We start from the raw sequence: 17159 nt of genomic DNA on the forward strand, positions 1-17159 counted from the left end.
CGTACATGCAAAGGGGGACGCCGTGTCCGATCTCGAACGACTCGACCGGGCGCTGCTGCGGCTGCGGCGCACCTGGGACGCCCCGGCGGGGATCGAGCACGAGGGGCGCACCGTCGAGGGGTCCACCCTGCTGGTCTGCCTGGCCGTCGAGGAGCACGACCGGGCCGGCGCCGACGTCGGCGTCACCGAGGTCGCCGGGACGCTCGGCGTCACCCACTCGACGGCGAGCCGGCTGGTGAGCCGGTCGGCGGCGGCCGGCATGGTCGCGCGGCGGCCGCACGCCGGCGACCCGCGACGGGTGTCGCTGTCCCTCACCGCGGAGGGGGCACGGCTGGTGACGGCGTCGCGGGCGTTCCGCACCGCGCGGCTGCGCGACGCGCTCGGCTCGTGGCCCGAGGGCGAGGTCGGCACCCTCGCCGACCTGCTCACCCGGTTCGCCGAGGCGATGGCCCCCGACCCGGGTGCGCGGCGCCGCTGACCCCGGCCGGCGGTGGGCCGGGGGTCACCCCCGGGTGACCAGCCCCTCGGACACCATCCAGTCCAGCGCCACGTCGGCGGGCTCCTCCCCGGCGACGTCGACCCGCGCGTTCAGCTCCTGCAGCACTTCGTCGGTCAGCAGCGGGGTGATCTGCCCGAAGACGTCGGCCAGCTCCGGGTACTCGGCGAGCGTCTCGGTCAGCACGACCGGCGAGATGTTGTAGGCCGGGAAGAAGTTGCGGTCGTCCTCGAGCACGGTGAGGTCCAGGGCGGGGATGCGGCCGTCGGTGGTGAACACCTCGCCGAAGTTGCACAGCCCGTCGTCGGTGGCCTCGTAGACCGCCCCGGTGTCGAGGATGCTGATGTTGTCGCGCGGCACCCCCTGCGGGTCACCGAGCGGGATCCCGTAGGTCTCGAGCATCGGACCGAGCCCGTCGTTGCGGCTGGCGAACTCCGACTCCACGCAGAACGTGCGCTCCTCGACCGGGAGCTCGGCGATGCCGGAGAGCGTGGAGACGTTCCCCAGCTCGGGCAGCGCCTCGGAGCGGACGGCGAAGGCGTAGGTGTTGTTGGCCTCGGCCGGCGGGAGCCAGGTCAGACCGTTGGCCGCGTCGGCGTCCCGGACCGCCTCCCACTGCTCCTGCGGGTCCGGGATCGGCTCGGACTCGCCGAGGTAGGACAGCCACGCCGTCCCGGTGTACTCCCACTCCATGTCGATGTCGCCGTCGACCATCCCCTGGCGGGCGGGCACGGAGCCGGGGATGTTGGTCCGGTCGACGACGTCGAAACCGGCGACCTGGAGGGCGATCACCGCGATCTTGCCGAGGATGAGCTGCTCGGTGAAGTTCTTGGCACCGACGACGATCTCGTCGCCCTCGACGCCGTCGATCGGCTCGATGCTGCCCGGCGCCGACGGCGGCGTGTACTGGGTGGCCGCCTGCAGCCCGCAGCCGCTGGTCGCGGCGGTCACGGCGAGGACCAGCGCCGCCAGCCCGGCGGCGGGGCGGGCGCGCATCACAGCCCCCTCGGCCGGGCGACGTGCTCCACGACCCGGCCGAGCCAGTCGACGGCGAGGGCCAGCAGCGCCACCAGGACGGCGCCGCTGACCAGCAACGCGTCCAGGGACAGGTTGATCCCGGTGACGATGAGCACGCCCAGCCCGCCCCCGTTGATGAAGGTGGCCAGGGTGGCCGTACCCACGAGCAGGACCAGCGCGGTGCGCACCCCGGCCAGCAGCACCGGCACCGCCAGGGGGAGCTCGACCCGCAGCAGCACGGCCAGGGCACTCATGCCCATCCCCCGGCCGGCCTCCACGAGGCGGGAGTCGACGCCCTGGAGGCCGACCATCGTGTTGCGCAGGACGGGCAGCGCGGCGTAGACCACCAGCCCGATCACCGCCGTCCGGAAGCCGAACCCGGTCCAGGCGGCCAGCAGCACGAGGAGCCCGATGGCCGGGGCGGCCTGCCCGGTGTTCGCGACCCCGACGATCAGCGGGCTGAAGCGCCGCATCCCACCCCGGGTGAGCAGGATGCCCAGCGGGATCGCGATGACCAGCACGATGAGCGCGGAAGCCGCGGTCAGCTGCAGGTGCTCGACGACGCTCCGGGACAGCGCGCTCCAGCCCAGCTGCCGCGACTCGACGTCGGAGAGGCCGGCGGCGGCCCGCCAGACCACGAAGACCAGCACCGCGACCGCGAGCATCACCGGCTGCCAGAGCAGCGCCCGCCAGCCGCCGGAGCCGGCCCGGGCCGAGCGCTCGTCGGCGGCCTGGGTCGCGGGCTCGGGCGCGGTCGGGTCGGGGGTGCCGTCCCGGCGGACCCCGGTGGAGGCCGTCACCTGGCGCCCCCGCCGGTCCGGGTGCGCTGGATGGCCGCCATCACGGTCTCGACCGCCATCACCCCGGCGAGGGCGTCGCGGCGACCGGTGACGACGACACCGCCCTGGCTGGCGGCGAGCATCGCGTCCAGCGCGTCGTTGAGCGTCGAGCGCAGCCCGACCACGGGGAGCCGCTCGTCGACCGTGCCGGGGATCGCCGTCGTCCGCTCGAGCTCGGCCAGGGTGGGCCAGCTGATCGGGCGCCCGCGCTGGTCGAGCACGACCACGTAGTCGTCGCCGGCCGCCCGCGCCGCGGCCACCGCGGCTGCGGAGTCCGAGCCGACGGTCGCCGTCGTCGGGCGCAGGAGGTCGACGTCGCCCACCCGGGTCAGGGTGAGCTGCTTGAGGGTGGCGCCGGCACCGACGAAGTCGGCCACGTACTCCTCGGCCGGCTCGGCGAGGATCCGCTCGGGGGTGTCGTACTGCACCACCCGCGCACCGACGTCGAAGACGACGATCTTGTCACCCAGCTTCACGGCCTCGTCGAAGTCGTGGGTGACGAACACGATGGTCTTGCCCAGCTCCTCCTGGATGCGGATCAGCTCGTCCTGCAGGCGCTGGCGGGTGATCGGGTCGACCGCGCCGAAGGGCTCGTCCATCAGCAGCACCGGCGGGTCCGCGGCGAGGGCACGGGCGACGCCCACCCGTTGCTGCTGACCACCCGAGAGCTCCCGCGGGTACCGGTCGCGGTACTGCTCGGGGTCCAGGCCGACCAGGTCGAGCAGCTCGTCCACCCGTCCGGCGATGCGGGCGTCGTCCCACTTGAGCATCTTCGGGACCAGGCCGATGTTCGTGGCCACCGTCATGTGCGGGAAGAGCCCGCCGGCCTGGATGACGTAGCCGATGCGCCGGCGCAGCTGGTCGGGGTCCTGGTCGGTGACGTCCTCGTCGCCGAGGTGGATCCGCCCACCGGTCGGCTCGATCAGCCGGTTGATCATCTTGAGCAGCGTGGTCTTTCCGCACCCGGACGGGCCGACGAACATCACCGTCTCCCCGGCGGCGATCTCCAGGGTGACGTCGTCGACGGCGGGCACGCCCTGACCGGGGTAGCGCTTGGTCACGCCGTCCAGCCGGATCGGGACGCCGCTGATGTGCCGGTCGTCGCCGGGACCGGCAGCGGTCGACGGGGCGGGAAGGGTCTCAGACACGGATCCCCCTGGGGGTCGTCAGCCGGCCGGCGAGCACCAGCAGCAGGTCGAGGACGAGCGCCAGCAGGACGATCGCGATCGTCCCGGTGAGCGTGGAGTTGAGGGCGTTGGCCCCGCCGAGCCGGGAGAGGCCCGAGAAGATGAAGCCGCCGAGCCCGGGGCCGAGCACGTAGGCCGCGATGGCGGCGATGCCCATGACCATCTGGGTGGCCACCCGGATACCGGCGAGGATCACCGGCCAGGCCAGCGGGAGCTCCACCCGCAGCAGCGTGCGCACGCGGCTCATCCCGATCCCGCGGGCGGACTCGACCAGCGACCGGTCGACCCCGGCGAGCCCCACGACCGCGTTGCGCAGCACCGGCAGCGCAGCGTAGAAGGTGATCGCGATGACCGCCGGCGTGATGCCGAAGCCGAAGGGCGCCAGCAGGATGCCGAGCAGGGCGAACGAGGGGATGGTCAGGCCCACGGCGGAGAAACCGTTGGCGGCCGAGGTCGCCGCCGGGTTCCGGTAGACCAGCACCGCGAGCGCGACGGCGATCAGCGAGCCGAGCAGGACGCACTGCACCACGAGGCTGACGTGCTGGAACGACTGGAAGGCGACGAGCCCGGCACGCTCGGTCACGTACTCCCACATGGGCCGCACCTCTCCGGGCCCGCGTCGGGGCCATGTCCTCGTCGTCCGGCTTTGCGATCCACCCACCCGGTCGGGGCGGTCAGCGGCCTGCGCCACTCCGGACAGGCGGCGACCCACGACACGCGGCTGTCGACTCTTGCACAGCTCGCCGGGGCAGAGGAGCCGATGATCATGACGGTTGCGTGACATCGAGGGCGGGTCCCCGGGTTCCACCCCACCGCCGGGCTGCGCACGCGTGCGGCGCGGGGGCCTGTCGCCTGCTCACGGTCACCGGCCGGGCGGCCGCAGCTCCCCGCCATCGGGTGCGCGTGCGGCGCTCCTCCCCGGCGTCCCTCACCCGGGGGACGGGACGCCGGGAGAGGAGCGCATCCTGGCGGGGTGGGATGGGTGGTGGCGCGGCTGCAGCAGCCGTGGGTGCAGCGTGCGGTACGGGCAGCGCTGGCAGCAGGCCTGTCGTGGCAGGTGGCCCTGCTGCTGCCGGGGACCCTCTCCGACTACGCCTACTACGCCCCGCTCGGCGCGGTGATCGCGGTCAGCCCGACCGTCGCGGACTCCGCGTCGGCGGCGTGGCGCAGCCTCCTGGCCATCCTGCTCGGCTTCGCGCTCGCCGTCGCGGTCTACGAGCTCACCCGGGCGGTGCCCAACGCGCTGACCATCGCGCTGATCGTGCTGCTGGCGATCGTCGTCGAGCAGTGGCGGGCCCTGCGGGAACAGGCGAGCTGGGTCAGCTTCGCCGCCGTCCTCATGCTGACGGTGGGCACGGCCGATCCGGCCGACTACGCGGTGCGCTACGCCGGGCTCACCTTCCTGGGCGCGGCGATCGGCGTCCTGGTGACCACCGTGCTCTTCCCGCCGCTGCAGCTCACCACGGCGGTCCAGCGGATCCAGGCGGCCCGGGCGCTCGTCGCCGACCACCTGGCGACGATGGCGGCCGCGCTGCGCAGCGGCCGGGTACCGGCGCCCGACGAGTGGGACGCGCGCGGGACGGAGCTCGACCGCGCCCTGGAGCGGATGCGGCACGCGGAGCTGGTCGTCGAGCGCGCGCGGCGGGCCAATCCGCGGGCGCGGAAGTGGCACGGGACCGCCGCCAGCATCCGGGAGCAGTCCCGGGCCCTGGACCGCGTCGCCGTCCTGATCGACGACCTCACCACGCTGGTCGTCGAGTTCCAGCCGCACCGCCGCGGCCTGGACCGCGTCGACGACGGGACCGGCTGGGTGCTGGCCGACGCCCTCGACGGCCTGGCCGGCGTCGTCCGCACCCCGTACCACGCCACCGGCACCGGCACCGGGCCGGACGCGCGCGACCGGGCCGTCGACGAGGCGCTCGCCGCGGCCGGGCGGCTCACCGCGCTGGTGCGCGACTCCGCCATCGGTGACGATCAGGGGTTCTTCGCCCTGGGGGCGGTGGCCGTCGGCCTCCGGCGCAGCCTGGCGGCCCTCGATGCGCACCACCACCGGCAGGAGGTGACCTGAGGGGTCAGACGCGGACGAGCAGCTCCCCGTGCAGCATCCCCAGCCAGCCGTCGTCGGCACCGGCCCAGCGCAGCCACGCGTCCGCGATCCCCTGCAGCTCCCCCGGCGTCGCCAGGCCGTAGGCCACCGCCTGCTCGGCGAACGCCGACGCCGTCGCCCGCCCCGCCCAGGAGCGCCCCCACCACTCCCGCTCGGCGGGGGTGGTGAAGCACCAGGACGACGTCGTCGCCGTGACGTCGCGGAGCCCCGCCGCGTGTGCCCACGCCAGCAGCCGGCGCCCGGCGTCGGGCTCGGCGTCGTTGCGGCGGGCCACCTGCTGGTAGAGCGCCAGCCAGCGGTCCAGCCCCTCGTCGGCGGGGAACCAGGTGGTGGCCGCGTAGTCGACGTCGCGGACGGCGACCAGCCCGCCCGGCCGGCAGACCCGCGCCATCTCCCGCAGCGCGGCCACCGGATCGGTGAGGTGCTGCAGCACCTGGTGGGCGTGGACGACGTCGAAGGAGGCGTCGGGCACGTCGAGGGCGTAGACGTCGCCGACGGCGAACGTGACCTCGACCCCCGCGCGGTCGGCGCCGGCCCGGGCCTCGTCGAGCGGGTCCGCCGACAGGTCAAGCCCCAGCACCCGGCCGGGCGCCACCCGCGCGGCGAGGTCGACGGTGATCGTGCCGGGCCCGCAGCCGACGTCGAGCAGGTCGAGGCCGGGGCGCAGCGCGGGCAGGAGGTGGGCGGCGGAGTTCTCGGCGGTGCGCCACCGGTGCGACTGCAGGACCGGCTCGGCGTGCCCGTGCGTGTAGGTGTCCACGAGGGCAGTGTGGCCTCCCATCCCGCAGAGTGGAATTGCCATCCCACGCCATGAGATTCACCCGTCCACCTCCGCCGCAGCGCGTCCTTCCTGAGCGCCCACGGTGCGGGAGGACGCGGTCAGCCCTCGGCGAGCACCTGCTCGGCCACCGGCACCGCGCGCTCCCGGTCGGCGGGCACCAGGCCGATGCGGGTGCGGCGGTCGAGCAGGTCGGCCACGGTGCGCGCCCCCTCGTGGCGGACGGCGAACCGCAGCTCGCCCACCGTCTCCGGCCGCCCCGCGACGACCGGCGCCGGCCCGAGCGCCTCGACCGCCGGCGCCTCGGTGCCGTACCGGGCGACCAGCCGGGGCGGCGCTCCCAGCCGGTCCAGCGCCACCCGCGGCGCCGCCCCGACGAGCGCGAGTCGTGCGGTGACCGACCGCGCCGCCCCCCGCCCGAGCCGCGCCACGACGGCGTCGACCGCCTCCTCGGCCATCGCGCGGTAGGTGGTCAGCTTCCCGCCGACCACGGAGAGGACCGGTCCGTCCCACGCGAGCAGGTGCCTGCGGGACAGGTCGGCGGTCGCGCCACCGGGGGCCGCCGCCCCGGGCAGCACCAGCGGCCGGTAGCCGGCGTAGGCGCCCACCAGGTCGGCGCGGGTCAGCGGCTCGGCGAGCACCCGGTTCACGGTGTCCAGCAGCTGCGCCACCTCGGCGTCGGCCGGCGTCGCGTCGTCGTCGGGCACCGCCCCCTCGACCGGCTCGTCGGTCAGCCCGAGGTAGACCAACCCGTCCGGCTGCGGCAACGCGAAGACGTAGCGGGAGCGCGACCCGGGCAGCGGCACGGTCAGCGCCGCCGACGGCGAGCCCAGCCGCACGCCGGGCACCACCACGTGCGAGCCGCGCGAGGGCACCAGCCGGATGCCGGGCGCGAGCCGCTGGGCCCACACCCCGGCGGCGTTGACCACCGCCCCCGCCCGCACGGTGAACGGCCGGTCGTCGGTGGTGACGTGCACGTCCGCGCCGTCGACGGCGGTGACCGTGGCCCCGGTGAGCACGCGGGCGCCGTGCGCAGCCGCCGTCCGGGCCAGGGCGACGACGAGGCGCGCGTCGTCGACCAGCTGCCCGTCCCAGAAGACGACGCCGCCACCCCCGGGCCGAACGCCCGCGACCAGCCGGCCGACGTCGGCGGCGCCCACCCGCCGGGTCGGGGGCAGCGACCGCCGCCCGCCGGGCACCGAGAACCGCACCGCGTCGCCGAGCCGCCCGCCCAGCTCTGCGAGCGCGGTGACGTCGCGGCCCGCGGCGTCGGGGACCAGGAAGGGCAGCGGGCGCACCAGGTGCGGCGCCGTCGCCCCCATGAGCACGGCGCGCTCGCGGGCGCTCTCCCGCGCCAGCCCGAGCTCGCCGTGGGCCAGGTAGCGCAGCCCGCCGTGCACCAGCTTCGAGGACCACCTGCTGGTGCCCGCCGCGAGGTCGGTCCGCTCGCAGAGCAGCACCGAGAGCCCGCGCGACGCGGCATCGAGCGCCACCCCGGCACCGGTCACCCCGCCACCGACGACCACCACGTCGACGGCGCCCCCGGCCACCGCCGCCAGGTCACGCGTACGGCGCGCGGGTGACAGGGAACCGATCACCCGGTCCTCCAGCGCTGCGGCACCGGCAGACTGTAGCCGTGCCCGAGCAGCCGGAACTGACGATCCAGGGCTGGGGCCCGCGCCCCGCCACCCCGGGGGACGAGAGCCCCGACGGCGTCCTGACCAAGGCCGCGCGCCGCTACCTGACCCGCGAGCTGGGCTGGGAACCGCGGGCCACGCCCCCCGCGGCGGTGGAGGAGATCCGGCTCGCCCCGTGCCGGCTGCCAGAGGAGGACCGCGCCGCGCTGGCCGGCCTGCTCGGCGAGGACCACGTGCGCACCGACCGCGACGCGCGGCTGCGGCGGGCCGGGGGCAAGAGCTACCTGGACCTGCTGCGCCGGCGGGAGGGCGACGCCTCCGACGCCCCCGACGCCGTCGCGCTGCCCGGCACCACCGAGGAGACGGCCGCGCTGCTGGCGCTGTGCGGCGAGCGCGGCATCGTCGTCGTCCCGTTCGGCGGGGGGACCAGCGTCGTCGGCGGGCTGGCCGGCGTCGACCCCGACGACCGGCCCGTGCTGGCGGTCGACCTGTCCCGCATGGCGTCGGTGCAGGCGCTGGACGTGCCCTCGTCGCTGGTCACCGTCGGGCCGGGCATGCGCGGGCCGGCGCTCGAGCAGGCGCTCGCCCGCGAGGGGCTGACCCTCGGCCACCTGCCGCAGAGCTGGGAGTTCGCCACCCTCGGCGGGTACGCGGCGACCCGCTCGGCGGGCCAGTCGTCCACCGGCGTCGGCCGGTTCGACGAGCTGGTCGCCGGCCTCACCCTGGCCACGCCGTCCGGGGTGCTGGAGCTCGGCCACCCGCCGGCGTCGGCCGCCGGGCCCGACCTGCTCGGCCTGGCGCTGGGCTCGGAGGGGACGCTCGGCGTCATCACCGGGCTGACGCTCCGGGTGCGCCCCAAGCCCACGGCCAGCTCCTACGAGGGCTGGTCGTTCCGCACGTGGGCGGCCGGGCTCGCCGCGCTCCAGCAGCTCGCCCGGCACGACCTGCTGCCCGACGTCGTCCGGCTCTCCGACACCGACGAGACGCGGGCGAACCTGCTCATGGCGGCCGGGGCCGGCGCCAGGGCGCTGCGCGGCAGCCTGCGGGCACGGGGGCGCGGCGAGGGCTGCCTGCTCGTCGTCGGCTGGGAGGGGGTGCCCGACCTGGTGCGCGCCCGTGTGCGCGCCGCGTCGTCGCTGCTGCGCGACGGCGGCGCCGTCCGGCTGGGCCGCCGGGTGGGCGACTCCTGGCGCCGGCACCGGTTCGAGGCGCCCTACCTACGCGACCGGCTCCTGGACGGCGGCCTGCTGGTCGAGACCCTGGAGACCGCGGCCACCTGGACGGCGCTGCCGGCCGTGTACGACGCCACGCGCCGGGCGCTGCAGGAGTCGCTGGCCCGCGGCGGGCACCGGCCGCTGGTGATGGCCCACGTCTCGCACGGGTACGCCACCGGCGCCTCGCTCTACTTCACCGTGATCGCCGACCGCGACGACGCGCTGCCCATCCAGCAGTGGCTCTCCGCGAAGCGGGCCGCCACCGATGCGCTGCTGGCCGCGGGCGGGACGCTCACCCACCACCACGCCGTCGGGGCCGACCACCGGCCGTGGCTCGAGCGCGAGGTGGGGCCGCTCGGCGTCGAGGTGCTGCGGGCGGTCAAGCAGCGGCTGGACCCCCACGGCGTCTGCAACCCCGGCGTCCTGCTCCCCGACTGACGGCGGTGTTGATCAGGCCGGCGGCGCCGGGGGCCGGGGTCAGGGGCCCGCGACGCCGGCGGCGAGCCCGGGCGGGCTCAGATGGCGTGGCCGAACGAGAAGACGCGCTCCGGGTCGACCGCCGCCTTCACGTCGGCCAGCCGCTGGTGGACGCCCGGCGGGTAGGCCGCGGCGACCTCCCCGGGCCCCGACACGTCACCCAGGAAGTTGACCACCGTCTCCGGTGACCTCCAGGGTCCGAGCGCGGCGAGCACGCCCCGCACCGCGGCCGGCACCACGTGGGCCAGCTCCGGGATGCCCGGCCCGATGGCGTACACCGCGTAGGCACCGCTGCGCCCGGCGACGGCGTTGGGCACCGGCGCCGGGCGGGCCAGCGCTCCACCCATCAGCCGCACCTCGAGCATGGCCAGCGGGATGTCGAGCTGCGGGCCCGCGGCGCCCAGCAGCGCGTCCACGGTCTCCTCGGTCAGGTCGGCGAGCAGCATGCCCTTCTCCCACGCCGGCATCGGGTCGACCGGGTCCATGTGGATGGCGTCGGTCTCGTCGGTGCGGATCGGCCCGATGAAGCTCAGCAGGGCCCGCCCGGCCGCGCGCATCGGGGCGACCAGCCGCTCGCCCTCGTCGAAGTCCGTGCCGCAGTAGGCGTAGCGCAGGTGGACGGCGGTCTGCCCGCGCAGCGGCGGCGGCACGAACTCGGCATCGGGCATCCGGAGGATCGCCACCGAGGTGCTGACCTCCTCCGGCAGGGCGGGCGCCCACCGCCGGAAGGCGTGCAGCACCGCCGCCATGTCCTCGCCGGCGAAGAAGATGCCGCCGGCGTAGAGGCCGGTCAGCGGCACCAGCTCCAGCTCCAGGGCGGTGACGACGCCGAAGTTCCCCTTGCCGCCCCGGACCGCCCAGAACAGCTCGGGCTCGGAGTCGGCGGACAGCGTGCGCTGCCGGCCGTCGGCGGTGACGATCTCGACCGCGCGGACGTGGTCGGCGGCGAAGCCGTGCTTGCGGCCGAGCGAGCCCAGCCCGCCGCCGAGCGTGTACCCCACGACCCCGACGTCGGACGACGAGCCGCACAGCCCCGCCAGGCCGAACTCGGCCGCGGACTCCACCAGCCGCTTCCACTTCACCCCGGCCTCGACGCGGACGGTGCGCCGCTCGGGGTCGATGAACAGGCCCTGCATCCGGCGGGTGGTGATCATCATCGAGCCGGCGGCGTTGCGCACCGGGCCGTGGCCGGTGGCCTGGACGGCGACGCGCAGGCCGCGGGCGACGGCCCAGGAGACGGCGGCGGCGACGTCCGCGGCGCACGTGGCGCCGACCGCGATCGCCGGGGTGTGCTGCACCGCGACGTTCCAGGTGGCCACCTCCGCGGCCAGCCCGTCGTCGCCGGCGGCGTAGACGGGGCCGTGGACCAGGCCGCGGAGCTCGTCGACGTCGGCCGCCGGGAAGGGCGGGACGAGGCTGTCGATGGCGTCGGCGTCCAGGAGGGCGACGGATTGCTCGGGCTCGCGGGGGAGCTCGGTGAGGGACATGCGGATTCCTCTTCGCTGCCGCGGCGGTCACCGCGGGTGGGGCACCGCGGGCGGGCCGCGGCTTCTCGGGACGGGAGAAGCCTGCGGGGCTCCCCTTGCCGGGCACTTGGAGCCGACTTGGACGCCGACTTGCAGGGAGACCCGGCGCTTCCCCGCCTCTGGCCGGGGTGCGGCCGGTCGACCGTCCGTGCAGCCGCGCCGTGACCCGGCTGGACGTCCGGCGGCCCGGCTCCACTTCCGGCCGGGACGGCCGGCAGGCCCGCCCCGGCCTCCCGCCCCGGGCAGGAGGCCGTGCGCCCACCGCGCAGGAAAGGGTCCCGCCGGGGACGGCGCGCTGGGAGCATCCGCGGCGTGCGCTTCCGAGTCCTCGGACCGCTCGAGGTCACCGGTCCCGACGGCCGTCCCGTCGACGTGGGCGGCGCCAAGCCCCGGGCGCTGCTGACCCTGCTCCTGGCCGACGCCGACCGGGTCGTCGGCATCGACCGGATCGTGAGCACGCTCTGGGGCGACGAGCCGCCCCCGACGGTCACCGGCACCCTGCAGGCCTACGTCTCCCACCTGCGGCGGGTGCTGGAGCCCGACCGGGGCCCGCGCGAGGCGCCGACCGTGCTGATCACCCGCCCACCGGGCTACCTGCTGCGCGCCGGCGCCGACGACCTGGACGTGCTCCGCTTCACCCGGCTGATCGAGGCCGGTGACCGCGCGGTGGCCGATGGCGCGCCCGCGCGCGGGGTGGCCCTGCTGGACGAGGCGCTGGGCCTCTGGCGCGGGGAGCCGCTGGCCGAGTTGGGCGACCTGCCGGCGGCCGCGAGCGACCGGCTGCGGCTCACCGAGCTGCACGTGCGCGCCCGCGAACGGCGCTGCGACGCGCTGCTGGCCGTCGGCCGTCCCGAGGCCGCCGTCCCCGACCTGCAGCACCTGGTGGCCGAGCACCCCCTGCGCGAGCGGTTGTGGGCCCGCCTGGTCACCGCCCTGTACGCCGCCGACCGGCAGGCCGAGGCGCTCGACGCCTGCCGCCGGTGCGCCGAGCTGCTGCGCGACGAACTCGGCATCGACCCCGGGCCGGAGCTGCGCGACCTGGAGCAGGCGGTGCTGCGGCAGGACCCGCGGCTGCTGCAGCGGCTCCCCCGGCCGGTGCTGCCGCCCGCCCCCGCCCCCACGCCGAGCACCTCGGTCGACGCGCTGGTCGGCCGGCGGGCGGAGCTCGACCAGGTGCGCGCGGTCGCCGAGCAGGTGGCCGGCGGGCGGTCCGCCGTCGTCGTGCTCGAGGGCGAGGCCGGCATCGGGAAGACCCGGCTGGCCGGGGCGATCGCCGACGGCGCCCGGCTGCTGGGCTGGCCGGTCGCGTGGAGCCGGTGCGCCGACGACACGGGTGCGCCGGCACTGTGGCCGTGGACGCAGGTGCTCGAGCAGCTCGGCCAACCCCAGCTGGTCCCCGACGCGGCCGCACCCGGGGACGACGCCGACGCCGCCCGGTTCCGCCTGTTCCAGGACCTGCGCAGCCGGCTCACGGCGGCGGCGTCCCGCCCGGTGCTCGTCGTCCTCGAGGACCTGCAGGGCGCCGACACCACATCGGTGCAGCTGCTCGGGCTGCTCGTCCGCCACCTCCCCCGGGCGCCGGTGCTGCTCGTGGTCACCGCGCGGAGCGTCGGCGAGCGACTGCCCGAGGCCGTCGCGGACTGCCTGGCCCGGCTGGCCCGCGAGCCCGCCGTCACCTGCCTGCGGCTGCGCGGTCTGGACGCCGACGACGTCGCCGCGCTCCTGACCGCCCAGCTGGGCTCCCCCGGCGACCGGGCGCTGGCCACCGCCGTGCACGACCGCACCGGCGGCAACCCGTTCTTCGTCGTCGAGCTGTCGCGCTGGATGGTCGGCGCCCACGACCTCCACCTGGACGCCGTCCCGGTGCCACCGTCGGTCGGGGAGGTGCTGCGCACCCGGCTGGCCCGGCTGCCCGCGGGCGCCCGCGAGGTGCTGGAGGTGGCCGCCGTCGCCGGCCGCGAGGTGTCCCTGGGCCTGCTGGAGGCGGCCGGCACCTCCGTCGACGACGCGCTCATGGCGATGGACTCCGCCCTCGCCGTCGGCCTGGTGGTCGAGGGCGGGCGGCCGTGGAGCTGGCGGTTCGCCCACGCGCTGGTGCAGGAGGTGCTGGCCGGCGACCTGCCCGCGGTTCGGCGGGCGCGGCTGCACGCCCGCGTCGGCGAGGCGCTGGAGCGGCGGATCGCGACGTCGAGCGACGACGGGCTCGTGGAGCGGCTCACCCACCACTTCGTCGAGGCGCTCCCGGTGGTGGGGCCCGGCCCGGCGCTGCTCTACCTGGGCGCGGCCGCCGGTGCCGCGCGGGCCCGGCTGGCCCACGGCGAGGCCGCCGCGCACGGCCGGCGGGCCCTGCAACTGCTCGACCCGGAGGCGCCGGACGCCGCCCGCACCCGGCACGACCTGCTCACCGCGCTGGGCGGCGACCTGCTGCGCAGCGGCCAGCTCACCGAGGCGCGCGAGGTGGTGGCCGAGGCGATCTGCCTGGCCCGCCAGCTCGACGACCGGGAGTGCCTGGCCGAGTCCGCGGCGGTCTGGGGCAGCGTCACGCTGTGGAACTGGCGGCCGCACGGGGTGGTCGACGAGGACATGGTCGCCGTCCTGGAGGACCTGCTCGCCGAGCGCACCGACGGCGACGACCCGACCACCGCCCGGCTGCTGGGCACCCTGGGTGTCGAGCTCGCGTTCGGCCCGGACGACCGCGGGGTGCGGGCGGCCCAGCGGGCGGTCGCGATGGCCCGCCGGATCGGCGACCCCGAGCTGCTGGGGCGGACGCTGAACAACTTCAGCTTGGCGGTGTGGGGGCGGCCCGGGGCGGCCGAGCTGCGCCTCGCCGCGGCCGACGAGTCCCTCGAGCTCGCCGGGCGGGGGTTGCCGCGGCGCACCGAGTTCCTGGCGCACCTGCACCGGGCGGCGATCCGGCTGCACCTCGGCGACCTGGCCGGCTTCGAGGCCGACCACGACCAGGCCCGGCGGCTGGCGGTGTCGCTGAGCGGCCCCGAGGTGCGCCCGCACGTGCTGTGGCAGGCCGGCGGGCTGGCCTGGCTGCGCGGCGACGCCGACCGGGCGGAGGAGCTGACCACCGAGGCCTACGAGGTGTTCCGGCGGGTCACCCCGCACGCGCGGCACGCCTACGCGGCGCACCAGTTCACGCTGCGGCGGGCGGACCACCGCGAGGCCGCCACGCTTCCGCTGCTGGTCGAGACCGGGGACGAGGGCAACCCGCTGCTGCAGGAGATGGCGGTGCTGGCCGCGGCCGAGTCGGGCGACCTGGCCGAGGCGCGCCGGCTGCGCGCTCGCTGGGGCCGCACGCTGGTCCGGGACTGGGCCAGCGACGTCGCCCTCTACCTGCAGGCGGAGAGCTCGCTGTGGCTGGGCGACGAACCCGACTGGGCGGCGGCGCTGGCGTCGCTGCTCCCCTACCGCGGCCGGCAGGCGGTGCTCGGGACGCCGTCGCTCACCCTCGGCGCCTACGACGAGCTGCTGGGCCGGATCGCCGAGCGGCTCGGTGACCCGGCCGGGGCGCGGCGGTGGTGGACGGCGGCGCGGGAGCAGGGCGGGCTCGTCGGTTCACCGCACCAGGTCGCGTTGGCCGAGACGCACCTGCGCCGGGTCGCGACCGAGCCGAGCCCCGCCTGACCCCGGGCACCGCCCTGGCTCACCGTGCGGGGTCCTGGCTCACCGTTCCGGGTCCTGGCTCAGCGTCGACGGTGAGCCAGGACCCCCGATGTTCAGGTCACCTGATCAACAGCGGCGTCGTCAGGAGGTGGTGGCGATCCCGCCGTCGACGGGGATGACGGCGCCGGTGACGTAGGCGCCCGCCCGCGAGGCGAGGTAGACGACGACGCCGGCCATGTCGTCGGGGCGGCCGATGCGGCCCAGCGGCGACTTCGCGGCGATCTCGGCCCCGAAGGCGTCGAGCGTGGCGGCCATCATCTTCGACTCGAAGGGCCCGGGGGCGACGGCGTTGACGGTGATGCCCCTGGGCCCGAGCTCCCTGGCCAGCACGCGGGTGAGCTGGTGCAGCCCGGCCTTGCTGGCCGCGTAGGAGTAGGTCGGCATCGGGTTGACGTGCAGGCCGTCGATGCTGCCGACGTTGACGATGCGCGCCGGGTCGCCCTCCGACGCCGCGGCCTCCAGCTTCGGCAGGAACGCCCGGGTGAGGAAGAACGGCGACTTCAGGTTGAGGTCGAGCAGCTTGTCCCAGGCCGACTCGGGGAAGGTCTCCAGCGGCTCGCCCCAGGTGGCGCCGGCATTGTTCACCAGCACGTGCACCCGCTCCTCGTGCCGGCCCACCTCCTCGGCGAGACGCGTGCACTCGGCCTCGGTGGAGAGGTCGGCCGGGATCGAGACGACGGTGCCGAACTCGGCGAGCTCCGCGGCGGCGGCCTCCCCGGCCTCGGCCTTGCGGGAGCTGATGTAGACCTTCGCCCCCGCCTGCAGCAGGCCGCGGGCCATCATCAGGCCGATGCCGCGGGTGCCCCCGGTGACCACGGCCACCTTGCCGGTCAGGTCGAACAGGTCCACTGGTACCTCCGGTTCGGCGTCGCGGCGCCGTCGTCGGCACCGACCCCGGCACCCTAACGAGGTGGGCGGAGCAGCCGTCCACGACGCCGTCCCCGCCGGCCTGTGCCAGCCTGGCGGTCATGATCGGATCCGCCGCGACCCCGGGGGCCACGAGCGAGGTCGGCCCGCTGCGCACGGTGATGCTGCACCGGCCCGGCCCCGAGCTGCGCCGGCTGACGCCGCGGAACAACGACGAGCTGCTCTTCGACGGCGTCCCCTGGGTGGCGCGGGCGCAGGACGAGCACGACGCGTTCGCCCGGGCGCTCGCCGACCGCGGCGTCGAGGTGCTGCACGTCGCCACGCTGCTGGCCGAGGTACTCGCCGTCCCCGCCGCCCGCGACGAGCTGATCGGCGCCGCCGTCGACGACCCCCGGCTCGGCGCCACCCTGCAGCGCGACGCCACGCGGCACCTGGCCGCGCTCGCCCCCGAGGACCTGGCGACGGCGCTCATCGCGGGGCTGGCGCACGACGAGCTGCGCGGCTCGGGGCTCGCCTACCAGCTCATGGACCGCTCCGACTTCGTCGTCCCCCCGCTGCCCAACCTGCTGTTCACCCGCGACTCCTCGGTGTGGATCGGCGACGAGGTGGCGGTGACCTCCCTCGCCATGCCCGCGCGGCACCGGGAGAGCACGATCACCGCCGCCATCTACACCCACCACCCGCGGTTCGCCGGGGCCGAGCAGCTGTACGGGCCCGAGCTGGAGCACCTGGAGGGCGGGGACGTGCTGCTGCTGGCGCAGGGCGTGGTGGCCGTCGGCGTCGGCGAGCGGACGACGCCCGGCGGCGCGGAGCGGCTGGCCCGCCGGCTGTTCGCCCGCGGCCTGGCGCACACCGCGCTCGTCGTCCCCATCGCGCAGGAGCGGGCGACGATGCACCTGGACACGATCGCCACGATGGTCGACGTCGACGCGATGGTCATGTACCCGGCGGTCGCCGACTCGCTGGCCGCCTGGACGGTGCGCGCGCCCGAGGGCTCCTCCCCCGAGGACGCCGGCACCACCGACCTCGCCGTCACCGGGCCCGAGCCGTTCGTCCGCGCGGCCGCGAGCGCGATGGGCATCGACAAGCTGCGGGTGATCGACACCGGGCTGGACCCGGTCACCGCCGAGCGCGAGCAGTGGGACGACGGCAACAACACCCTCGCCCTGGCCCCGCGGCTGACGGTCGCCTACGAGCGCAACACCGTCACCAACGCCGCGCTCGAGGCAGCCGGCATCGAGGTGGTGCGGATCGCGGGCTCCGAGCTCGGCAGCGGCCGGGGCGGCCCGCGCTGCATGTCCTGCCCGGTCTCCCGCGCCCCTCTCTGAGACTTCGCCGACGT

Annotated in this window: 13 protein-coding genes; 5 read left to right on the plus strand and 8 right to left on the minus strand. The window is 76.3% G+C overall.

Features of this window, described 5'->3' with window-relative positions; all coding sequences use genetic code 11:
* Positions 1–22 precede the first annotated feature (22 nt).
* On the plus strand, positions 23–478 hold the full coding sequence (locus BMW62_RS17295) for a MarR family winged helix-turn-helix transcriptional regulator (RefSeq protein WP_091933436.1): 456 nt from the start codon (positions 23–25) through the stop codon (positions 476–478).
* A 24-nt stretch (positions 479–502) separates the two neighbouring features.
* Here BMW62_RS17295 and BMW62_RS17300 read toward each other — a convergent pair whose 3' ends face one another.
* The 4 genes from BMW62_RS17300 to BMW62_RS17315 are packed head-to-tail and all read right to left on the minus strand — an operon-like array spanning position 503 to position 4134.
* Positions 503–1492, minus strand: a complete 990-nt coding sequence (locus BMW62_RS17300; protein WP_091933580.1) for a glycine betaine ABC transporter substrate-binding protein — start codon at positions 1490–1492, stop codon at positions 503–505.
* On the minus strand, positions 1492–2313 hold the full coding sequence (locus BMW62_RS17305; RefSeq protein ID WP_244524116.1) for an ABC transporter permease: 822 nt from the start codon (positions 2311–2313) through the stop codon (positions 1492–1494). The genes BMW62_RS17300 and BMW62_RS17305 overlap by 1 nt, the downstream gene beginning before the upstream one ends.
* A complete protein-coding gene (locus BMW62_RS17310) occupies positions 2310–3500 on the minus strand; it encodes an ABC transporter ATP-binding protein (protein ID WP_280138667.1) in 1191 nt (396 codons plus the stop codon). Before BMW62_RS17310 ends, BMW62_RS17305 begins: the two co-directional genes overlap by 4 nt.
* Positions 3493–4134 (minus strand): ABC transporter permease, encoded by a 642-nt coding sequence (locus BMW62_RS17315; RefSeq protein WP_091933439.1) that lies wholly within the window; start codon positions 4132–4134, stop codon positions 3493–3495. The genes BMW62_RS17310 and BMW62_RS17315 overlap by 8 nt, the downstream gene beginning before the upstream one ends.
* A 378-nt stretch (positions 4135–4512) precedes the next feature.
* Between BMW62_RS17315 and BMW62_RS17320 the strand changes: the two genes are divergently transcribed.
* Complete coding sequence (locus tag BMW62_RS17320) at positions 4513–5607, plus strand: aromatic acid exporter family protein (RefSeq protein ID WP_091933442.1); 1095 nt, start codon at positions 4513–4515, stop codon at positions 5605–5607.
* 4 nt (positions 5608–5611) lie between these two features.
* Here BMW62_RS17320 and BMW62_RS17325 read toward each other — a convergent pair whose 3' ends face one another.
* Together BMW62_RS17325 and BMW62_RS17330 are read right to left on the minus strand one after the other, a co-directional pair.
* On the minus strand, positions 5612–6406 hold the full coding sequence (locus BMW62_RS17325) for a methyltransferase domain-containing protein (protein WP_244524117.1): 795 nt from the start codon (positions 6404–6406) through the stop codon (positions 5612–5614).
* Positions 6407–6525: 119 nt separating this feature from the next.
* Positions 6526–8022: a glycerol-3-phosphate dehydrogenase/oxidase gene (locus BMW62_RS17330; RefSeq protein ID WP_091933448.1), complete on the minus strand. Its 1497-nt coding sequence runs from the start codon at positions 8020–8022 to the stop codon at positions 6526–6528.
* Between the two features lie 38 nt (positions 8023–8060).
* On the opposite strand from BMW62_RS17330, the gene BMW62_RS17335 reads away from it, so the two are divergent.
* Positions 8061–9713, plus strand: a complete 1653-nt coding sequence (locus BMW62_RS17335; RefSeq protein ID WP_091933450.1) for an FAD-binding oxidoreductase — start codon at positions 8061–8063, stop codon at positions 9711–9713.
* Positions 9714–9790: 77 nt separating this feature from the next.
* Here the strand turns inward: BMW62_RS17335 and BMW62_RS17340 are convergent, their stop codons facing one another.
* On the minus strand, positions 9791–11239 hold the full coding sequence (locus BMW62_RS17340) for an FAD-binding oxidoreductase (RefSeq protein ID WP_091933453.1): 1449 nt from the start codon (positions 11237–11239) through the stop codon (positions 9791–9793).
* 351 nt (positions 11240–11590) lie between these two features.
* On the opposite strand from BMW62_RS17340, the gene BMW62_RS17345 reads away from it, so the two are divergent.
* Positions 11591–14911: an AfsR/SARP family transcriptional regulator gene (locus BMW62_RS17345; protein ID WP_170852447.1), complete on the plus strand. Its 3321-nt coding sequence runs from the start codon at positions 11591–11593 to the stop codon at positions 14909–14911.
* Between the two features lie 120 nt (positions 14912–15031).
* On the opposite strand, the gene BMW62_RS17350 is transcribed toward BMW62_RS17345, so the two are convergent.
* Positions 15032–15799 (minus strand): SDR family oxidoreductase, encoded by a 768-nt coding sequence (locus BMW62_RS17350; RefSeq protein ID WP_091933458.1) that lies wholly within the window; start codon positions 15797–15799, stop codon positions 15032–15034.
* A 119-nt stretch (positions 15800–15918) separates the two neighbouring features.
* Here BMW62_RS17350 and BMW62_RS17355 point away from each other — a divergent pair, with 119 nt between their 5' ends.
* A complete protein-coding gene (locus tag BMW62_RS17355; protein WP_091933461.1) occupies positions 15919–17145 on the plus strand; it encodes an arginine deiminase in 1227 nt (408 codons plus the stop codon).
* The last annotated feature ends 14 nt before the right edge of the window (positions 17146–17159 follow it).

Source organism: Blastococcus sp. DSM 46786 (assembly GCF_900109665.1).
Taxonomy (GTDB): Bacteria; Actinomycetota; Actinomycetes; order Mycobacteriales; family Geodermatophilaceae; genus Blastococcus; species Blastococcus carthaginiensis.